Consider the following 19915-nt stretch of genomic DNA (forward strand, 5'->3'; position numbering starts at 1 on the left):
GGAGGGGAGGAGATCTTATGAAACAGACCATTTCCATTCTGGTGGAAAACCAGGCCGGCGTGCTCAACCGCATCACCGGGCTGTTCTCCCGCCGGGCCTTCAACATCGACTCCCTGGCGGTGGGGGTCACCGACGACCCCACCATCTCCCGCATCACCATCATCGTGGACAGCGGAAACAGCGTGGTGGAGCAGGTGGAGAAGCAGCTCAACAAGCTGGTGGACGTGATTAAAGTCCGCACCCTGGAGGAGAACAACCTCATCGGCCGGGAGCTGATGATTTTAAAGGTAAACGCCAACAACAAGACCCGCCAGGACATTATGACCATCTGTGAGATCATGGGGGCCAAGGTGGACGACATCTCCCCCAGCTCCATGACCATGGAGCTCTCCGACACTCCGGAGCGGCTGGACACCTTCCAGTCCATGATGCGCCCCTTCTCCATCCTGGAGGTGGCCCGCACCGGCGTCATCGCCGTGCAGAAGGGCGGAGGGAAGATCTGAGAATGCAGAAGGCAGAATGCAGGAATGCAGAATGGACTGTGTTTTTGCGCGATGCCTTCCGCCAGTGAGAAAAATTCGCGCAGAATGTTCCAAATTTCGCAGAATATTCGCAGAAACGGGCGGTATCGTCCATTCATTCTGCATTCTGCACTCTGCATTCTGCATTTTTTGGAGGCATGAATGTGAAAGTAAGAGCAACCCAAGCCATCCTGGAGTGCCTGCTGGAGCAGGAGGTGGACACCGTCTTTGGGTATCCCGGCGGGACCATCCTGAACCTCTATGATGAGCTTTACAACTATCAGGACAAGATTCACCACATTTTGACTGCTCACGAGCAGGGGGCCTCCCACGCCGCCGACGGCTATGCCCGTTCCACCGGCAAGGTGGGAGTGTGCTTCGCCACCTCCGGCCCGGGGGCCACCAACCTGACCACCGGCATCGCCACCGCCTACATGGACTCCTCCCCCGTGGTGTTCATCACTTGCAACGTCACCGAGGAGACCCTGGGCAAGGACGCCTTCCAGGAGGTGGACATCACCGGCATCGCCATGCCCATCACCAAGGCCACCTACCTGGTCCGGGACCCCAAGACCATCCCCGACGTGATGCGCCAGGCCTTCGCCGTGGCGGCCACCGGCCGGCCCGGCCCGGTGCTCATCGACTTTTTGAAAAACGTCACCGCCCCCAGCGTGGAGATCGACTATGAGTTCATCCCCTGGACCCAGAACCGGGAGACCAACAGCATCCGGCAGCTGGCGGTGAGCCACGGCCTGAAGGCCCCCGAGCCCGACCTGGGCGACGTGGACAAGCTGGTGGAGATGATTGCCCAGTCGGAGCGGCCTCTGCTCATCTGCGGCGGCGGCGTGGTCCGGGGCCGGGCGGACAAGCAGTTCCGGGAATTTGCCGAGAAGCTGGACGCCCCGGTGGCCATCACCGTCATGGGCGGCGGCGGCTTCCCGGGTGCCCATCCCCTCACCACCGGCATGATCGGCATGCACGGCTCCCAGGCCAGCAACGTGGCCTGCAATGAGTGCGATTTACTGATTGCCGTGGGCTGCCGGTTCTCCGACCGGGTGGCCCTCCAGCCAGACACCTTCGCCAGCCAGGCCAAGATCGTCCACATCGACATCGACCGCTCGGAGATCGACAAGAACGTGCTCACCGACCACCACATCATCGGGTCGGCCAAGCGGGTGCTGGAGCTGCTCAACGAGCGCCTGCCCCAGTACCACCACCAGTCTTGGAAGGAACATATCCTCCCCCTGCGGGAGCCCCAGGTGGTGGAGGAGGGGGACAAGCTCACCCCCGGCCAGATTCTGGACGCCATTGAGAAGGCGGTCCCCCGGGACGCCATCGTGGCCACCGATGTGGGCCAGCACCAGATGTGGTCCATCCAGCACTTCCACTTCAACTACCCCGGTCAGCTGCTCACCAGCGGCGGCTTCGGCACCATGGGCTTCGGCCTGGGGGCGGCCATCGGGGCCAAGATCGGCAACCCGGACAAGGTGGTGGTCCACACCACCGGCGACGGCTGCTTCCGCATGAACTGCCACGAGCTGGCCACCGTGGAGCACTACCATCTGCCTATTATCACGGTGGTATTCAACAACGGCACCCTGGGCATGGTGCGCCAGTGGCAGCACCTCATCTACCACGAGCACTACTCCCAGACCACCCTGGACCGGGGGCCCGACTTTGTGAAGCTGGCCGAGGCCTACGGTCTGAAGGGCAAGCGGGTCACCAACCGCGCCGAGATGGAGCAGGCCCTCCAGGAGGCCCTGTCCTGCGGCTGCGGCTATGTCATCGACTGCCAGGTGGATATGGACGAGATGGTCCGGCCCATGGTGGCCGGCGGCGCCCACATCACCGATTTTCTGCTGAAGTAAGGAGGGCGTGAAGCGATGAAAAAGACCTTTGACACGGAAAAGAAGCTCTACACCCTCTCCCTGCTGGTCCAGGACATCCCCGGCGTACTCAGCCAGGTGGCCCGTCTGTTCTCCCGCAAGGGGTACAACATCGAGTCCATCGTCTCCGGCGAGACCAGCCAGCCCGGGCTCACCCGCATCACCATTGTGATTCTGGGGGACGAGCTGATGGTCAACCAGATCGCCGCCCAGTGCCGGAAGCTGATTCCGGTGCAGGTGGTAAAGATTCTGGACGAGGAGACCTCCATCCAGCGGGAGTTCGCCATGATCAAGGTCATGGCGGTGGACCGCACCACCCGGGACGAGATCATCCAGATGGCCAACATCTTCCGGGCCAACATCATCGACGTGAGCCGGGAGACTCTCACCGTGGCCATCTTCGGGGACAAGAGCAAGACCGGCGCCCTCATCAACCTGCTGTCCGACTTCGGCATCCTGGAGATGGCCAAGACGGGCACCCTGGCCATCGAGCGGGGCCGCAGCTCCATCTACGACGACAGCAAGCTCCGGGAGGAGTACAACTACGGCAAAAACGTGCTGTAACAGAGGCGGGCGACCGCAAGGGTTGCCCCTACCAAATGCCCGCAAACTGGGGCGCATAAGAGCCGCCCCCACACCCTGTCAATCCGCCAAGAGGACCGAGGACCGGTCCCCTGGGGTTTTGAATTTGAATCTTAATGCCATCAGCAAAAAGGAGTGTATTATCATGGCAAAGATGTACTACGCGAAGGACTGCGATATCAACTACCTCAACGGTAAGAAAATCGCCATCATCGGCTACGGCTCCCAGGGCCACGCTCACGCCCTGAACCTGAAGGATTCCGGCTGCGACGTGTGCGTTGGCCTGCGCGCCGGCTCCAAGAACTGGAAGAACGCCGAGGAGGCCGGGCTGAAGGTCATGACCATCCCCGAGGCCGCCAAGTGGGGCGACATCGTGATGATTCTGGTCAACGACGAGGTCCAGGCCGACGTGTACAAGCGGGACATCGCTCCCAACCTGGAGGCGGGCAACATGCTGATGTTTGCCCACGGCTTCAACATCCACTTCAAGCAGATCGTGCCCCCCGCCGACGTGGACGTGACCATGATCGCTCCCAAGGGCCCCGGCCACACCGTCCGCTCCACCTATGTGAACGGCAAGGGCGTGCCCTGCCTGATCGCCGTGGAGCAGAACGCCACCGGCGACGCCTATAAGCTGGCTCTGGCCTATGCCGCCGGCATCGGCGGCGCCCGGGGCGGCGTGATGGAGACCACCTTCCAGGACGAGACCGAGACCGACCTGTTCGGCGAGCAGGCCGTGCTGTGCGGCGGCGTGGTGGAGCTGATGAAGCTGGGCTTCGAGACTCTGGTGGAAGCCGGCTACGAGCCCGAGAACGCCTACTTCGAGTGCATCCACGAGATGAAGCTCATCATCGACCTGATCAACAAGGGCGGCGTGGCTGCCATGAACTACTCCATCTCCGACACCGCGGAGTTCGGCGAGTATGTCTCCGGCCCCCGTGTCCTGCCCTATGAGGAGACCAAGAAGAACATGAAGGCGGTTCTGACCGACATCCAGGACGGCGTGTTCGCCGGCAAGTGGATCGCCGAGAACAAGAACGGCCGCACCTTCTTCAACGCCAAGCGGGCCCAGCTGGCCAAGCACCAGATGGAGACCGTGGGCGCCGAGCTGCGCAAGAACATGCTCTGGGGCGACGACACCGACCTGGACACCGCTTCCAACTAATTTTTGCCTTACAGATCAAGCATCCCCCGGCAGCTGCCGGGGGATGCTTTTTGCGTAATATTCAAAATAGGCTTGACTTTTCTGTCCGCACAATATATATTTAATGTGCGGACAGAAAAGGAGGGTTAGTCTATGTCCCCATCCCAAGGGCGGCCGAAGATTGAAAACCCCAAAACGGAACGGCTCTACATCCGCATCACCCCGGAGGAAAAAGCAGAAATTCAACAGTTCTGCCTCTCAACCGGGTATTCGCTGCTGGAGCTGATTCGATTGGGAATCAAATCGGCCCAAAAATAGAGTGTTGGCCAGCCCGGAAAGCAACACCAACACTCTAAGCACCAAACCCGGAGGTCCGGTAAATTTGATTATGCCACACCTCCCGGGAAAATACAAGGAGGTTTTATCATGTTTGATCTGCGCACGAAGCTGCTGGACCTGGATGAGGACCTGGAGCGGCTCACCTGGGGCGTCCAGGCGGCCAGGGCCGTTTCGGCGGCCATTTCCCTGGACCACGCCTATGGAGAGGGACTGTACGCGGTCAGCGACTATCTGTATGAGGTGCAGGAAAAAATGCGCGGAGACCTGGACCTGTGCCTGGCACAGGTGCGGGAAACCATCTGAATCTACCAGCAGTCCCCCGGCAAAAGCCGGGGGACTTGTTATTTCACATCGCCGGGAACCGCGTCAATGCGGTACAATTCTGGAATGGTTAGGGAGATGGCCTGGGGAACCCCGCCGGACGGAGTATCCTGCATTTGAAGCACGGTGACCTCAAATTCATTTCCGGTCTCTGTAAACTCGCTGGTCTGATACGAGTAATAGGCCGTATAGAGATCGGCGGGCTCTACCGACATATCGGCGCTCCGGATTACACCGCTGTACTCCCCCTGGCCGGGAACTGCGGCCGAAATCAGGGAACAGCGGCCGGAATCGTCGCTGCCCCCGGCGGCCTGAAATCGGATGGTATATTCCCCCTCACCGGATCTGGAGACCTGGCTGACGGTGATGCTGCATCCGTCCTCCTGAAACACCACCTGTCCCTCCAGGTCCTCCGGGGAATCGGTGGAAATACGAAGGGACAAGGGGGATGCGGTTGATACGCAGGTCAACTCATAGTCCGAGGGCAGGCTCGCCCACGAGGGCTCCGCCCCTTCCCCGGCACAGCCGGCAAGCAGCCCGCAAAGAAGCACTGCGGAAATTTTTCTCAGTCTTCCGTCCACGAAAACGTCCCCTTTCCAACTAAAACTGCTGCCTGGGCCCTGCGGATAGGTATATTCTACAAAAAAACTCCGATCTTGTCCACCTGTTTCTCCTCCTGCCAAGGGCTGCAACCGTGTGGAGAAAAATCTGTTTTTTAGTGTTGAAGGGACCCCTCTCCGTGTGATACAATGATATGAAATGACAAGAGATCCTCCCGGCGTGCTCCGCCGGGAATTTTAGAGCTGTACCGGGGAAAGGAAGGTCCGTGATGCGACATCTGATCGACTTTGGAGATATGACCCGTGAGGAGTGGGAGGCCCTGTACGCCCGGGCCAGTGAGATCATGGATGCGCCGGAGCGCTTCGTGGACGTGTGCCACGGCAAGGTGTCCTGCAACCTGTTTTACGAGCCGTCCACCCGCACCAACTTCTCTTTCCAGACCGCTATGATGCGGCTGGGCGGGTCGGTGTTCGGCTTTGCCGACCCCAACTCCTCCTCGGTGGCCAAGGGGGAGAGCATGAAGGACACGGTGCGGATGGTGTCCAACTACGCCGACGTGGTGGTCATGCGCACCCCCTGGGAGGGCTCGGCCAAGGCGGCCTCCCTGTACTCCCATGTACCGGTGGTGAACGCCGGGGACGGCGGCCACATGCACCCCACCCAGACCATGGCCGACCTGACCACCATCACCCGCCTGCGGGGCGGTGTGGATGGGCTGTGCCTGGGGCTGTGCGGCGATTTGAAGAACGGCCGCACCGTCCACTCCCTCATCAAGGCCATGGCCAAGTTCCGGGACATCAAATTCTTCCTCATCTCCCCCCGGGAATTGGCGGTCCCCGACTACATGCGGGTCTTTATGCGGGAGCACAATATGTGGTTCACCGAGGTCACCGGCCTGGAGGCGGTCATCCCCCAGCTGGACGTGCTGTACATGACCCGCATCCAGAAGGAGCGCTTTGTGGACCCCCTGGAGTACGAGCGGAACAAGGGCATCTATGTGCTCACCCGCCGGAAGCTGGAGCGGGCCAAGAAGGACATGCTGGTGATGCACCCCCTGCCCCGGGTGGATGAGATCGCCGTGGACGTGGACGACGACCCCCGGGCGGTGTACTTCCAGCAGGCCCGCTACGGCATGTTCGCCCGCATGGCCCTGCTGGAGCATCTGGCCCTCCAGCCCCGGGACGAGCACCCCGCTCCGGTGGAGATCGGCACCAAGCCCATCTGCCGCAACCCCCGCTGCATCACCCAGATGGAGCGCTACCTGCCCCCCCTGATCAAAAAGATCGGCGGCGCGGACTGCTGCGGCTTCTGCGACGCCCCCCTGGAGTGAGGCTCTGAAATGCAGGATTTCTGTCAATGTTGTGTTAAGGAATAAAATTACATCTTGACAGAAGGCTGGATCACAGGTATAGTTATAGGAAAGCGGCTGCAAAGTGCCGTATGGAAGAAGGCGGGAAGGGTCCCGCCGCTTGAGAAGGAGACGCCTGTTTTATGGATTCCGACAGCGACGAAACGACTGCTGGAGACAATAGAACTGTTTTGAAAAAGCATAGTCTGCCCGACCGACCTGGCCGGGGCAGGCCGTGCTTTTTTGCGCTTTTTTTCAGGTAACGGATTTTATTAGGAGGAACGAGTACCGTGCAAACCATTGTGTTTCAGCTGCTGGTCCAGGTCATTCTGATCTTGATCAATGCATTTTTCGCCGCGACGGAGATCGCGGTGATCTCGCTGAACGCCAATAAACTGCGAAAACTGGAAGAAGAGGGCGACAAGCTGGCGCCCAAACTGCTGCACATGGTGGAGGACAGCTCCGGCTTTTTGTCCACCATCCAAATTGCCATCACTCTGTCGGGTTTCCTGGGCGCCGCCTTCGCCGGGGACGCCTTCGCCGAGTACTTAACCGCCTGGCTCCTGAGCCTGGGGGTGGGCATTCCCGCGTCGGTGCTGGACACCATCTCTCTGGTGGTGGTAACCATCATCCTGTCCTATTTCACCCTGGTATTCGGCGAGCTGGTCCCCAAGCGGATCGCTATGCAGAAGTCTATGGAGATGGCCCGGCTGTCCTGCCGCGTGGTCTCTGCCATCGCCACCATCGCCAAGCCGGTGGTAAAACTGCTGTCCCTGTCCACTAATGGGGTGCTCCGCCTGCTGCGCATGAAGACCGATGTGGAGGAGGAGCAGGTCACAGAGGACGAGATCCGCATGATGATCGACCTGGGCAACGAGAGCGGCTCTATCAATGAGGACGAGAAGGAACTGCTGCACAACGTGTTCGACTTCTCGGACCAGACCGTCAGCGATGTGATGACCCATGCGGCGGACGTGGAGTCCATCTCCGTGGACGCCACCCGGGAGGAGGTTCTGGACACCATCCGCTCCACCGGCCTGTCCCGCTTCCCGGTGTACGGGGAGGATGAGAGCGACATCCTGGGTGTGCTCAACACCCGGGACTTCCTGGTGGACTGGGTCTCCGACGGGACCAAGTCTGTGCGGGATCTGATGCGCCCGGCCTATCTGGTGCCGGAGAGCCTGTCCGCCGACGACCTGCTGCGGGATATGCAGATCAAGAAGATCCATCTGGCCGTGGTGCTGGACGAGTACGGCGAGCTGGCCGGCGTCATCACGGTGGAGGACCTGCTGGAGGAGATCGTGGGCAACATCTACGACGAGTTCGACCCCGCCGAGCCCCAGGAGCTGGAGCAGCTGGGCGAAAACCTGTGGCGGGTGAGCGGCTCCCTCAGTGTGGAAGACCTGGCCGAGGAGCTGGATATGGAGCTGCCCGAGGACGAGGACTATGATACGGTGGGCGGCATGCTGCTCAGCTGCCTGCGCACCATCCCCGAGGACGGCAGCCGTCCCCTGGTCCAGGTCCACGGCCTGGAGCTCCAGGCGGAGAAGGTGGAGGACCACCGGATTCGCTCCGTTCTGGTCCGTAAGCTGCCTGACGATACTGAGGAGCAGGAGAGCGCCTGATAGGCTTTTCATGGCCGCCCCTATTTCAGGGGCGGCCAAAATAGAAAAATGTGAAAAAAGGGATTGACAACTCCCTGCAAAATGTGGTATTATTTCATGGCTGACGTGAGAGGAACAAGCCATCCATGCGGGTGTAGTTCAATGGTAGAATCCCAGCCTTCCAAGCTGGTCGCGTGGGTTCGATTCCCATCACCCGCTCCATATGCGCCTGTAGCTCAGGTGGATAGAGCAACTGCCTTCTAAGCAGTGGGTCAGGGGTTCGAATCCCTTCAGGCGTGCCACTTTTTTCTGTGTGGCTGCCGCTGGTTTCCCTCATGGACAGTCAGATATGGTGGGTGTAGCTCAGTTGGTTAGAGCACCGGATTGTGGTTCCGGGTGTCGAGGGTTCGAGTCCCTTTACCCACCCCACACAAGGCGGAAGGGCCGGAGCTTCGGCTCCGGCCCTCGCCATTTTTCCCTTGCGAGATAGGGGTGTAGCCAAGTGGTAAGGCAAGGGACTTTGACTCCCTCACTCGCTGGTTCGAGTCCAGCCATCCCTGCCAATTTTATATGACCCAGTAGCTCAGTTGGCAGAGCACCTGCCTTTTAAGCAGGGTGTCCGGAGTTCGAATCTCCGCTGGGTCACCAAAAAGAAAGACACGCTTTCAGCGTGTCTTTCTTTTTGGGTTCCGGCCGCCGAAGGCGGCCTCCTCCCTTTTGTATTTGAATGCTCGGGCGAAGTGAATTCGCCCTGCGCCAAGGTTTTCGCCAGAGGCGAAAACGCTTGTACGGCGCACCCGCGCCGCCGGCCAGAAGGCCGGTGGACAAGATTTAAGATGGTCCGTCCAAAATTTGAAATATCCAGACTTGCCAAAAAGAAAGACACGACTCACGTCGTGTCTTTCTTTTTGGGTTCCGGCCGCCGAAGGCGGCCTCCTCCCTTCGGGATTGAAATGCTCAGGGCGGCAAAGCCGCCCTTCCGCCGAGGTTTTGCCTGCGGCAAAACGCTCGTACGCCGCACCCGCACCGCCGGCCCTGCAGGCCGGTTTGGAAATCCTGTCCCTGCGTGTCTATTTTATGGCTCACGCTACATCAAATTGGCTTGGACCATTCCTTCCCTGCTGCGCTTCTCCCCCATCTGCCAGCTCAATACGGGCGGCTGCTCAAACCAAATGGAGCTGTTTGATCTGTTCCATCCGCTGGATGACCGGGACGCCAAAGGGGCATCTCTTTTCACAGCTCCCGCAGGCAATGCAGTCCTCCGCCTTTGCCTGGAGCGCCTGGTAGTGCGCCCGAATGGAGTTCGGAGTCCGGTCCTGCATAGCCGCAAGGTCATACAGCTTGTTCACCATTGCGATATCAATGCCCTTGGGGCAAGGCGCGCAATGGCCGCAGTAGGTGCATTGGCCGGAGTAAGCGTGGCGCGGGGCGCCCGCCAGCGTGCTGGCATAGTCCTTTTCCTCCTCGGAGGCGTCTTCATACGCGACCGCTGCCAGCACATGCTCAGGCGTATCATACCCGGCCAGCACACTGGCCACGGCGGGCCGGGTCAGGGCATAGTGAATGCACTGCACAGGGGTCAGCGCCACTCCGAACGGCGAGGTCTCGGCGGAGAACAGGCGGCCGCCCGCATACCCCTTCATCACCGTGATTCCAATTCCCTGCTGCTCACATACCTGATAGAGCCGCGCCCGGTCCGGGTGGATTCCTCCCAGGTGCTCCTCATAGTCGGGCGCAAAATAGGTATTGATGTCCTCGCTGGCCGGGAGCAGATCAAACGCCGGATTGATGCTGAACAGGAGCATCTCGATCTCCCCGCTTTGGGCCGCCAGAACTCCCACCTTGGGGTTGTGCGTGCTCAGACCGATATGGCGGATCACACCTTTGGCCTTCTGCTCCTTTACATAGGCAAAAAACGCTCCGTCCATAATCCGGTGAAATTCCGCCTCCTCATCCACAAAGTGTATCATACCCAAGTCAAGATAATCCGTCCCCAGACGAGACAGCAGGTCCTCAAAGGCCGGCTTGACCTTCTCCATGTCCCGGGTGCGGACGTACTGCCCGTCCTGCCAGGTGGAGCCGAAGTGCCCCTGGATGATCCACCGCTCCCGCTTCCCGGCGATGGCAGCGCCAATATTCGACCGCACATTGGGCTCCGCCATCCAGCAGTCCAGAATGTTGATTCCCTGCGCCTCACAGCAGTCAATGACCGCTTTTACCTCCTCCGCATTATGGCGCTCCAGCCACTCCGCTCCAAGGCCGATTTCACTGACTTTCAGCCCCGTCTTCCCCAGTTCTCTGTATCGCACAGCGTTCTCCTCCCTTTTGATGGAACTGCACGGCAGGGGGGTGCTCGCTTCACCTGCGGCCGCCCACGCATTGCCCCCGCCCATTCCGAATCATGTCAGCTACATTATACCACCACCATCCACAGGATGGTCAAGCCCCACATTCCAGACAGGGTGGGAATTGGCTTCACACCGGATGTGCTCTGGGCACGCCCCCACTCTCCATCGTAAAGTTGTATAAGAAACACTGATTTACACAGACTTTTTTGTCGCAAAAGCCCATCAAAAAACTCAAAAAAAGACTTGCTTTTTGGAGCAAACTATGGTAATCTATATAAGCCGTTCGGGTGAAACACCTGCGGCAAGAAAATCCGGGTGTGGCGAAGTTTGGTATCGCGCTTGAATGGGGTTCAAGAGGCCCTGAGTTCGAATCTCAGCACTCGGACCAAACAAAAGGCAACTGCAAAAGCAGTTGCCTTTTGTTTTTGCTTTCAGCTCCCAAATGTCAACCGCCCTGCGGACCGGTAAGGTGGTTTTGTCTCTGTATGTCCATTTTATGACTCGCGTTTCAAAATATTGACTTTAACCATCCCTTCTAAACGACAGAAGCTTGAACTAAATGCCCCCAAGTGGGTAATGTGTTCGGATTTATAATCAGCAAGGCGGGAGCACCGTTATATATGTTCCCGCCTTGTACGTTGAGATCTGTCTCCCAGCAGTATTCCTCCACTGATTATACTCCAGCTCGCTGTTCCTCCGAGCCCCCAACCCCATCGGTTACACATCCCCGTAACCGGGCCTTTGAGATGCGCTTCAATACGCAACACACCAAAATTCCACAAATATCTCCAAATTATGATTCCATGTCCTCAACTACATCCCAATCAAACATTGCCTCAAAATCTCTAAAACACGCATGGCAAATCCAATGGTAGTTGTCCTCTGTTGTATATCCCTCATGCCTGTCTCCATCTGCATCAGAAAATTTTCCCCAGCAAAATTCACAGTGATCATGATCCCATTTTAGGGATCGTGTCCTCCAGTTTCGATGAAATAGAGTTTTTCCTTTCAAATAACATCCTTGATTTCTCAATCTCCAGTCATTTTTTTGGATCATATGAGTATCACCGGCTCAGATCATTTATTGTAACTGATTATACCCCTCGTAAAGCAACATATCAAGCTCATACATAATATCATCGTAAAGACACCGTCCAGTCGCTTCACAGGACTACGGAACTTTTTCGCTGAACGCGAAAACAAAAAGGACATCCAAAAGGATGTCCTTTTTGTTTTGGTGGAGATAAGCGGGATCGAACCGCTGACCTCTTGAATGCCATTCAAGCGCTCTCCCAGCTGAGCTATACCCCCATCTGAATTGTCTGCGCACAACCTTCTGTTGTCCAGCGCAGGTAATATGTTACCAGAATCTCATTGTTTTGTCAAGCAAAAATTCAAAAAATTTCTGCACTATTTTAACTCTTCCATCTCCCTCATAGAAAAACCGCTGCGGCACAATGCCGCAGCGGTTTTCGTCGCTTAATAGTACTTTTTACGGTTCTTGCGGGCAGCCTCGGACTTCTTGCGGCGCTTGACGCTGGGGCTCTCGTAGTGCTCACGCTTACGGACCTCGGCCAGCACACCAGACTTGGCGCAGCTGCGCTTAAAGCGCTTCAGAGCGCTCTCCAAAGACTCGTTCTCTCTTACACGGACTTCCGACATATATTTCCCTCCCTCCGGCGCGGTGGGGCATCCCCTTCCGCGAAAGGGCCATGTGTATGGCTTTAACAGAACCATTATATTTGACTTTCCGTCAAATGTCAAGTTCTTCTTTCCGGTGGAAATTTGAATTTTTTGTAACGAGCTGCCGCGCTCAGGCCTTGGGCTTGAAAATCAGGCTGACCAGACGGCCCTTGACGACGACAGACTTCACCAGTTCCTTGTCCTCGGACAGCTTGACGATCTTGGGCTCGGCCAGGGCGGCGGCCACAATCTCCTCGTCGGAGGCGTCGGTGGGCACCACGATGTTGGCCTTCACCTTACCGCTGACCTGGACGGCCATCTGGGTGGTGGCGGTGACGGTCTTGCTCTCGTCATAGACGGGCCAGGACTGCTGAGACACCTGTCCGCCGTAGCCCGCCATCTCCCACAGCTCCTCACACATGTGGGGGGCGAAGGGGGAGAGCATCAGCAGCAGAGCCTTCATGTCGCCCCGGCTGGCGCCGTTGGCGTAGAAGTCGTTCACCAGGGCCATCAAAGTGGCGATGGCGGTGTTGAACTTCATGGCCTCGATGTCCTCGGACACCTTCTTGATGGCCCGGTGGACGGCCACCTCGTTCACCTGGGAGTACTCATCCCCGGTGTGCTCCTGCTCAGTGGCCAGATTCCAGACCCGGTCCAGGAAGCGCTTGCAGCCCTTCACCGCGTTGTCCGACCAGGCGGCGGCCTTCTCGAAGTCGCCGATGAACATGATATAGGTGCGCATGGTGTCCGCGCCGTAGGCCTCGATCACGTCGTTGGGGTTGACCACGTTGCCCCGGGACTTGGACATCTTCTCGCCGCCCTCGCCCAGGATCATGCCGTGGCTGGTGCGCTTCTGATAGGGCTCCTTGGTGGGCACCACACCGATGTCGTACAGGAACTTGTGCCAGAACCGGCTGTACAGCAGGTGGAGGGTGGTGTGCTCCATGCCGCCGTTGTACCAGTCCACCGGGGACCAGTACTCCAGGGCCTCCTTGCTGGCCAGGGCCTTGTCGTTGTGGGGGTCCATATACCGCAGGAAGTACCAGCTGGAGCCCGCCCACTGGGGCATAGTGTCGGTCTCCCGCTTGGCGGGGCCGCCGCAGCAGGGGCAGGTGGTGTTCACCCAGTCGGTCATCTTGCTCAGGGGGGACTCGCCGTCGTCGGTGGGCTCATAGCTCTCCACCTCAGGCAGGAGCAGGGGCAGCTGGTCCTCGGGCAGGGGCTGCCAGCCGCACTTCTCACAGTACACCATGGGGATGGGCTCGCCCCAGTAGCGCTGACGGGAGAACACCCAGTCACGCAGCTTGTAGTTCACCTTGGCGTGTCCGATGCCCTTCTCCTCCAGCCACTTGGTGATGGCGGGGATGGCCTCCTTCACGGTCATGCCGTTGAGGAAGTCGGAATTGACCAGGATGCCGGTCTCGTCCTTGGCGGTGAAGGCGGCCTTCTGCACGTCCTCGCCGCCGGAGACCACCTCGATGATCTCACAGCCGAACTTCTTGGCAAACTCCCAGTCGCGGTCGTCGTGGGCGGGCACGGCCATGATGGCGCCGGTGCCGTAGGTAGCCAGCACGTAGTCGGAGATGAAAATGGGGATCTCCTTGCCGTTCACCGGATTGACGCCCTTCACGCCGTCCAGGCACACGCCGGTCTTCTCCTTGTTCAGCTCGGTGCGCTCCAGGTCGGACTTGGAGGCGGCCTCCTGCTGATAAGCCTGGACGGCGTCCGCGTTCTTCAGCAGGGGCATCCACTTACGGATGAGCTCGTGCTCCGGGGAGAGGACCATATAGGTGGCGCCGAACAGGGTGTCCGGCCGGGTGGTGTACACCACGATGTCGTCGCCGGTGGTGGCCTTGAAGGTGACCTCGGCGCCGGTGGAGCGGCCGATCCAGTTCTTCTGCTGGATCTTCACCCGCTCGATGAAGTCCAGGTCGTCCAGGTCGTCGATGAGGCGCTGGGCGTACTCGGTAATCTTCAGCATCCACTGGGACTTCTCCTTGCGGATGACGGGGGAGCCGCAGCGCTCGCACACGCCCTCCACAACCTCCTCGTTGGCCAGCACGCACTTGCAGGAGGTGCACCAGTTCACGGGCATGGTGGTCTTATAGGCCAGGCCGTGCTTGTACAGCTGCAGGAAGATCCACTGGGTCCACTTGTAATACTTGGGGTCGGTGGTGTCCACCACCCGGTCCCAGTCAAAGGAGTAGCCCAGCATGTGTAGCTGCTTGGTGAAGTTGGCGATGTTGTCGTGGGTCACCTTAGCGGGGTGGATGTGGTTCTTGATGGCGTAGTTCTCGGTGGGCAGGCCGAAGGCGTCAAAGCCGATGGGGAAGAGCACATTGTACCCGTCCATGCGGCGCTTCCGGGCCACCACGTCCATGGCGGTGTAGGGCCGGGCGTGTCCCACATGGAGGCCCTGGCCGGAGGGATAGGGGAACTCCACCAGGGCGTAGAATTTCTTCTTGTCCGTGTCACCGGTGCGGCAGGCGAAGGTCTTCTCCTCCCGCCACTTGTTCTGCCATTTCTGTTCGATGGCGGTAAAATCGTACTTCAAAATCCATCACACTTTCTGGTCGTTCTTTCCGCACAGAGCGGGGATACCTCTTATAATCCGTAATATTATACCCGGATACGGGCCGGATTGCAAGAGGTTCCGGCGCAAAAGGGGGAGTTTTGCCGCCGCTTTGAGGCGCAAAAACAGAGGGCCCGCCCCTTGGCTCGGCAGGCCCTCCAGGCTGTCAGAAAAGTCCAAAGACTTTTCTAACAGCCTGCAAAAATGCCGTTACTTTTGCGCCGCACAGCGGCACAAAAGTCCGTACTTCGCTTGCCGGAAGGCTTGTACAGCAAGCCTTCCGGGGCATTCGATCCCATTCGAGGCGGGCGGCTGCCCCCTCGAGCTCCTCCGCCCCAACTTGAGCGGATTCATTGCTACAGAGGTTTTTTGACAATCTGAGAGGGCCCGATTTGCAATGCTCAGGGCAGCGACAGCCACCGAATCTCCTCCGGCGGCTCCTCCCAGGCGCACACCGCCCCCCGCCAGCCCCGGCCGGCGTAGACCCGGAGCCGCCGCCCCTCCAGGAGATACGCCTCCCCCGGGCGGAGCGGTCCCCCGTCTCCGGGCAGCGGGACCGACAGCCGGTAGGGGGGATAGGGCAGCCCATAGCCGCTCTCCTTCCCCATACTCTCCTTGCAGGCCCAAAGGGCGGCGAAATCCTCCGGCCGGTCCCCCAGCGCCGCCAGCCAGTCCCGCTCCTCCGGCGTGCAGCTGCGGTCCACCAGCTTTGGGGACCAGTCGGGGCGGACCACCTGGATGTCCACCCCCACCGGACGGTCCGACAGGGCGCACAGGGCAAAGGGCCCGCTGTGGGAGAGATTGAAGTGGTACTGAGGAGCTCCGGGAAAGTAAGGCTTTCCCCGCTCTTCCCTGGCCAGCTCCGGCAGCCGGTCCCAGCCCCAGTGGAGGCGGGCCGCCCGCCTCAGCAGGTCATAGGCCTGCGCGCGCTCCGTCAGATGCTCCGCCCCATACAGTACCATGGCTGCTCCTCCCTCCCGCTGTCACCCGTTAGTATAGTCAGTATACCAGAGGCGCGGGGGAAAGAAAAGAGGTCAGCAGGGCAGCTGGCTCCAGGTGTCCGCCCCGGATAGATCCACAAACAGCAGATGGTCCGGGGACGACAGGGTAAACAGGACCATCAGCAGCAGGAGGACCAGCACCCCCGCCAGGGGCAGCTTCCATCTCACCCCCTCAAAGGGGCCGGAGAACCGCCGGGGAAACCAGAAGCCAAACAGCAGGAGGAGCAGATACAGCACCAGGTCCGGCCAGAAGGACTCGCTCCCCAGAACGATGTGGTACAGGTACCCCGCCCCCAGCATCCCGGCGCACATGAGCAGCAGACTGAGCAGCCAGGGCCGAATCCCCGTAGGGCGGTTCCAGGTGAGAACCAGGGCGGCTGCCAGATAGGGCCAGACCAAAATTTTCAAGTGCTCCCAGAGGCTCTCCCAGATGGGAGACACCAGAGCTGTAAATGCGTTAGGCCAGAGAGCATACAGCCCATGGAGCAGACATCCGGCCAGAGCGGTGAGCAAAAAGGCGAGTCCGATCTGTTTTTTCCCGTATACCATTCCCATACCACCTCTTTCTGGTGTCACTGTATGCGGAAAAGGGCCGGTCCATACCTCCCGGCGCATAGTTTTCTGCCCGCCGGGCAGGCTAACATGCGCCCGGACTGTCCGAAGTCCGCACTTTCATATAGAAGGGGTGTCTCACAATGGAGATCAGCAATCAGGAGTACAGCCGTCTGGTCCAGGCCCGCGTAAAACCCTCCCCCCTGTGGCGAGATGTGGCATGGGCCTTCGGGGTGGGCGGGGCCATCTGCGTACTGGGGCAGGCCCTGCTGAATTGGTACCAGAGCCTGGGACTGGACCGGGATCAGGCGGGGACCGCTGTGTCGGTGACGCTGATTTTCGCCGCGGCGGTGCTCACCGGCCTGGGGTGGTTTGACAAGCTGGCCAAGCGGGCGGGGGCGGGCACCCTGGTGCCCATCACCGGCTTTGCCAACGCTATGGTGTCCCCCGCCCTGGAGTTCAAAAGCGAGGGGTTCATCACCGGCACGGCGGCCAAGCTCTTTGTGGTGGCCGGGCCGGTGCTGGTGTACGGCATCAGCGCCAGCATCCTCTATGGTCTCCTGCTGTATTTCCTAGGCGGATAAGGGGAAATTTGTCGTTCCTGCCTGAATTGTCCCTCCTAAAAAGACAGTTGTTCTCCAAAATGCAGGGTAGGCGGCCCGGGCCAAATCGTGGTATACTAAAATTCCCACTCGAAAAAGGGAAGGAATGGATGGAAAACCATGAAAAATCTGTTAAAAAAGTGGAATGAGAGCAGTCTGGTGCTCCGAATCCTGGGCGGTCTGATTATTGGCGTCGTGCTGGGGCTGGCGGTTCCCCAGGCTGCTCCCATCGGACTGCTGGGCGATTTGTTCGTGGGTGCCCTGAAGGCGGTGGCCCCTCTGCTGGTGCTGTTTTTGGTAATGACCGCCCTCTCCCGCCACCGGGAGGGACAGAAGACCAACATGTCCCGGGTCATTCTCCTCTATCTGCTGGGCACCTTTATTGACGGTTGCGTGGCGGTAATCACCAGCTTTTTATTCCCGGTCACTCTGAAGCTCACGGAGGCGCAGAGCCAGACCGCCTCCCCCGGCGGCATCGGCGAGGTGCTGAACACCCTGCTGATGAACCTGGTGTCCAATCCGGTAGATGCCCTGGTAAACGCCAATTACATCGGTATTCTGGCCTGGGCGGTTTTGCTGGGCATCGCCCTGCGGAAAGCCGGAGACGGCACCAAGCGGGCCCTGGGAGAGCTGGCGGACGCAGTCTCTCAGGTGGTGCGCTGGATCATCGGCTGCGCCCCCTTCGGTGTTCTCGGCCTGGTGTTCAACTCCATTTCCCAGCTGGGAATCGACTCTCTGGCCAGCTATGGACAGCTTCTCCTGCTGCTGGTGGGTACCATGGTGTTTGTGGCCCTGGTGGTCAATCCGCTTATCGCCTTCATCTTCCTGCACCGCAACCCCTATCCCCTGGTGCTCAAATGCCTGTGGCGCAGCGGCCTGACCGCCTTCTTCACCCGCAGCTCCGCCGCCAATATCCCTGTTAACCTGAAGCTGTGCGAGGAGCTGGGCCTGGACGAGGACACCTACGCCGTGTCCATCCCCCTGGGCTCCACCATCAATATGGGCGGTGCCTCCATTACAATCTCCATTTTGTCGCTCGCCGCGGCCCATACCCTCGGCATCCCGGTGGACTTCCCCACCGCGGTGGTGCTGTGTGTGCTGTCCGCCATCAGCGCCTGCGGCGCCTCCGGCGTGGCCGGCGGTTCCCTGCTGCTGGTTCCCCTGGCCTGCAGCCTGTTCGGCATCTCCAACGACGTGGCCATGCAGGTGGTGGGCGTGGGCTTCATCGTGGGCGTCGTTCAGGACTCCTGCGAGACCGCCATCAACTCCTCCACCGACGTGCTCTACACCGCTGTGGCGGAGCTGTCTCAGCGCCCCCGGGCACAGCGGAAAGTTTGACCGCACCCTCCGCCCCGCAATTTGAAAAACTCCCGCTCCGGATGGCTCCGGAGCGGGAGTTCAGCTTGTCGAAAAAGTCTTTTCAACAAGCTGACAGCACTTTCCAGAACGATAAACCGTTCTGGAAAGTGAGGTGATTGCACGTGAAAGACAACCCTGACGGTTTTCTTTCACACTATCTTTCCCTTTGAACCCTTAAAGTATAAGGTTTTTGACAGTTTGACTCCCGCTCCGGACGGCTCCGGAGCGGGAGTTTTCTCTGCCTATTCAGTTTTCAGACGACTGGGAGAGCGGCTCCCCCGAGGCCGGGGCCGGCTCATGGGTGTAGAGCAGCACCGCCAGCAGGACGGTCACCGGAACCGCCAGCACAATGCCGAAGCTGCCGGACAGCCCCTGCATGATGGCGATGCCGATATTGTTGGAGTTGATGATCTGCTGATAGGGCAGGTCATAGGCGTAGTCCAGCACCAGCATGCTCACACTGCCGCCGGCAAAGGCCAGAATCAGGGTGTTACTGTCGGTGCCCATCATATCCCGGCCCACGTGCATCCCCGCCTTAAACAGCTCCTTTCGGGAGATCGTGGGGTTCTGGGCATGAATCTCTCCAATCGAGCTGCCGATGGACATGGCCACGTCCATCACAGCACCCAGACTGGAGATAAGCAGGCCGGAGAAAAGCAGGCCGCCCACCTGAATCCCGCTCACATTCCAGAGGGTGAGCAGGCTCTCAATATCCGACACATTCCATCCGGAAATCCCGGAGGCGATGCTGAAAATTGTAGCGGAAAACCCGGCGATCACCACTCCGGCCACGGTCCCCCCCGTGGCCACCACCGTCTTTTTGGTGGGCCCGCCGATGAGGTACATGGTGACCAGCGTGGTGATGATGCACACAAATACTGCCACCCAGAAGGGGGAGTATCCCCGGTACACCAGCGGCAGATATACAAACAGGATGCACAAAAAGGTAAACACCAATCCCAGGGCCCCCTTCAGCCCCTGCTTTCCGCCCACAAGGCAGAGCACCACCAGATAGAGGGCGGCAAAGATATAAATGGTCATCTCTCTGTCCTGGGTATAAACGGTGTTGATCACCGTATCCCCGGCAATGCTCTGCATCACCACCACGTGCATACCCACGGTGCATCCGGCACCGAACAGGTACCCGGAGCTGCTGGTAGTCTCCAGCTCCTCCCCCTCCTTGGGGCCGGTGAGCATGCGGACCATGATCCGCTGTTCTCCCACCCGGCTTCCGTCCGGCATGAGGTTGTCCTGGATAATTTCGGTGACTACCGCCTTTTCAAAGGTCTGCCCCTCCCGGGATACCAGCTGTGTCTTGTCCACCTGATTGATCCAGATGACAAAGGCCAGAAAGGCCAGCAGCAGCAGAATGGGGGGACCCCACCGCTTCAACAAATACTTGGGGTCCAGATTGAGATTGCGCATCCGTATTTCCTCATTTCCTCACAGTCTGAAAGCGGGCACACCCCGGCGTCGGCCGGGGTGCGCCTCA

General features: G+C 59.4%; 17 protein-coding genes and 7 tRNA genes. 16 read left to right on the forward strand and 8 right to left on the reverse strand.

The genetic code is table 11. The annotated features are described in order from the left end of the window. Positions 1–17 precede the first annotated feature (17 nt). From ilvN (H6B31_RS01110) to H6B31_RS01135, 6 genes are all read left to right on the forward strand, one after another. Positions 18–503, forward strand: a complete 486-nt coding sequence (gene ilvN, locus H6B31_RS01110) for an acetolactate synthase small subunit (RefSeq protein WP_087289898.1) — start codon at positions 18–20, stop codon at positions 501–503. 176 nt (positions 504–679) lie between these two features. Beyond that, positions 680–2389, forward strand: a complete 1710-nt coding sequence (ilvB, locus tag H6B31_RS01115) for a biosynthetic-type acetolactate synthase large subunit (protein WP_207752227.1) — start codon at positions 680–682, stop codon at positions 2387–2389. A 15-nt stretch (positions 2390–2404) separates the two neighbouring features. Beyond that, positions 2405–2971: an acetolactate synthase small subunit gene (gene ilvN, locus H6B31_RS01120; RefSeq protein WP_087289894.1), complete on the forward strand. Its 567-nt coding sequence runs from the start codon at positions 2405–2407 to the stop codon at positions 2969–2971. Between the two features lie 163 nt (positions 2972–3134). After that, complete coding sequence (gene ilvC / locus H6B31_RS01125; protein ID WP_204896819.1) at positions 3135–4154, forward strand: ketol-acid reductoisomerase; 1020 nt, start codon at positions 3135–3137, stop codon at positions 4152–4154. A gap of 132 nt (positions 4155–4286) precedes the next feature. Beyond that, positions 4287–4451 (forward strand): CopG family transcriptional regulator, encoded by a 165-nt coding sequence (locus H6B31_RS01130; protein ID WP_191345794.1) that lies wholly within the window; start codon positions 4287–4289, stop codon positions 4449–4451. 108 nt (positions 4452–4559) lie between these two features. After that, positions 4560–4775 carry a hypothetical protein gene (locus H6B31_RS01135; RefSeq protein ID WP_204896820.1) on the forward strand — a complete coding sequence of 72 codons (216 nt, stop codon included), beginning with the start codon at positions 4560–4562 and terminating at the stop codon, positions 4773–4775. 38 nt (positions 4776–4813) lie between these two features. On the opposite strand, the gene H6B31_RS01140 is transcribed toward H6B31_RS01135, so the two are convergent. Next, complete coding sequence (locus H6B31_RS01140) at positions 4814–5236, reverse strand: hypothetical protein (protein ID WP_204896821.1); 423 nt, start codon at positions 5234–5236, stop codon at positions 4814–4816. Positions 5237–5622: 386 nt separating this feature from the next. Between H6B31_RS01140 and pyrB the strand changes: the two genes are divergently transcribed. The 7 genes from pyrB (at position 5623) to H6B31_RS01175 (ending at position 8954) form a co-directional block, all read left to right on the forward strand. Then, the gene (gene pyrB / locus H6B31_RS01145; protein ID WP_087289886.1) at positions 5623–6684 is read left to right on the forward strand and encodes an aspartate carbamoyltransferase; all 1062 of its coding nucleotides are present in this window, start codon (positions 5623–5625) and stop codon (positions 6682–6684) included. A gap of 308 nt (positions 6685–6992) precedes the next feature. Beyond that, on the forward strand, positions 6993–8327 hold the full coding sequence (locus H6B31_RS01150; protein ID WP_204896822.1) for a CNNM domain-containing protein: 1335 nt from the start codon (positions 6993–6995) through the stop codon (positions 8325–8327). A gap of 127 nt (positions 8328–8454) precedes the next feature. Then, positions 8455–8528, forward strand: a tRNA-Gly gene (locus H6B31_RS01155). A 3-nt stretch (positions 8529–8531) separates the two neighbouring features. Then, positions 8532–8608: transfer RNA gene (locus H6B31_RS01160), tRNA-Arg, on the forward strand. A 50-nt stretch (positions 8609–8658) separates the two neighbouring features. Next, a tRNA-His gene (locus tag H6B31_RS01165) sits at positions 8659–8735 on the forward strand. 59 nt (positions 8736–8794) lie between these two features. Then, positions 8795–8869 (forward strand) — tRNA-Gln (locus H6B31_RS01170). A 9-nt stretch (positions 8870–8878) separates the two neighbouring features. Next, positions 8879–8954: transfer RNA gene (locus H6B31_RS01175), tRNA-Lys, on the forward strand. A gap of 515 nt (positions 8955–9469) precedes the next feature. On the opposite strand, the gene H6B31_RS01180 is transcribed toward H6B31_RS01175, so the two are convergent. Further along, positions 9470–10615, reverse strand: coding sequence for an aldo/keto reductase (locus H6B31_RS01180; protein ID WP_204896823.1), 1146 nt, complete (start codon positions 10613–10615; stop codon positions 9470–9472). Between the two features lie 350 nt (positions 10616–10965). Here H6B31_RS01180 and H6B31_RS01185 point away from each other — a divergent pair. Next, a tRNA-Pro gene (locus H6B31_RS01185) sits at positions 10966–11042 on the forward strand. 847 nt (positions 11043–11889) lie between these two features. Here the strand turns inward: H6B31_RS01185 and H6B31_RS01190 are convergent. From H6B31_RS01190 to H6B31_RS01210, 5 genes are all read right to left on the reverse strand, one after another. Beyond that, positions 11890–11965, reverse strand: a tRNA-Ala gene (locus H6B31_RS01190). A gap of 168 nt (positions 11966–12133) precedes the next feature. Next, the gene (rpsU, locus tag H6B31_RS01195; protein ID WP_008981822.1) at positions 12134–12316 is read right to left on the reverse strand and encodes a 30S ribosomal protein S21; all 183 of its coding nucleotides are present in this window, start codon (positions 12314–12316) and stop codon (positions 12134–12136) included. Positions 12317–12467: 151 nt separating this feature from the next. Further along, positions 12468–14891: a leucine--tRNA ligase gene (leuS, locus tag H6B31_RS01200; protein ID WP_204896824.1), complete on the reverse strand. Its 2424-nt coding sequence runs from the start codon at positions 14889–14891 to the stop codon at positions 12468–12470. A 419-nt stretch (positions 14892–15310) separates the two neighbouring features. Beyond that, positions 15311–15871, reverse strand: a complete 561-nt coding sequence (locus H6B31_RS01205; protein WP_204896825.1) for a 4'-phosphopantetheinyl transferase family protein — start codon at positions 15869–15871, stop codon at positions 15311–15313. Positions 15872–15943: 72 nt separating this feature from the next. Next, complete coding sequence (locus H6B31_RS01210) at positions 15944–16459, reverse strand: DUF6512 family protein (protein ID WP_204896826.1); 516 nt, start codon at positions 16457–16459, stop codon at positions 15944–15946. A 146-nt stretch (positions 16460–16605) separates the two neighbouring features. Between H6B31_RS01210 and H6B31_RS01215 the strand changes: the two genes are divergently transcribed. Together H6B31_RS01215 and sstT are read left to right on the forward strand one after the other, a co-directional pair. Beyond that, positions 16606–17046, forward strand: a complete 441-nt coding sequence (locus H6B31_RS01215; RefSeq protein WP_204896827.1) for a SpoVA/SpoVAEb family sporulation membrane protein — start codon at positions 16606–16608, stop codon at positions 17044–17046. Positions 17047–17184: 138 nt separating this feature from the next. After that, a complete protein-coding gene (sstT, locus tag H6B31_RS01220) occupies positions 17185–18402 on the forward strand; it encodes a serine/threonine transporter SstT (RefSeq protein WP_204896828.1) in 1218 nt (405 codons plus the stop codon). A gap of 267 nt (positions 18403–18669) precedes the next feature. On the opposite strand, the gene H6B31_RS01225 is transcribed toward sstT, so the two are convergent. After that, positions 18670–19848, reverse strand: coding sequence for a YibE/F family protein (locus H6B31_RS01225; protein WP_204896829.1), 1179 nt, complete (start codon positions 19846–19848; stop codon positions 18670–18672). Positions 19849–19915 lie beyond the last annotated feature (67 nt).

Source organism: Pseudoflavonifractor capillosus, assembly GCF_016899775.1.
In the GTDB taxonomy this organism is placed as follows: Bacteria; Bacillota; Clostridia; order Oscillospirales; family Oscillospiraceae; genus Lawsonibacter.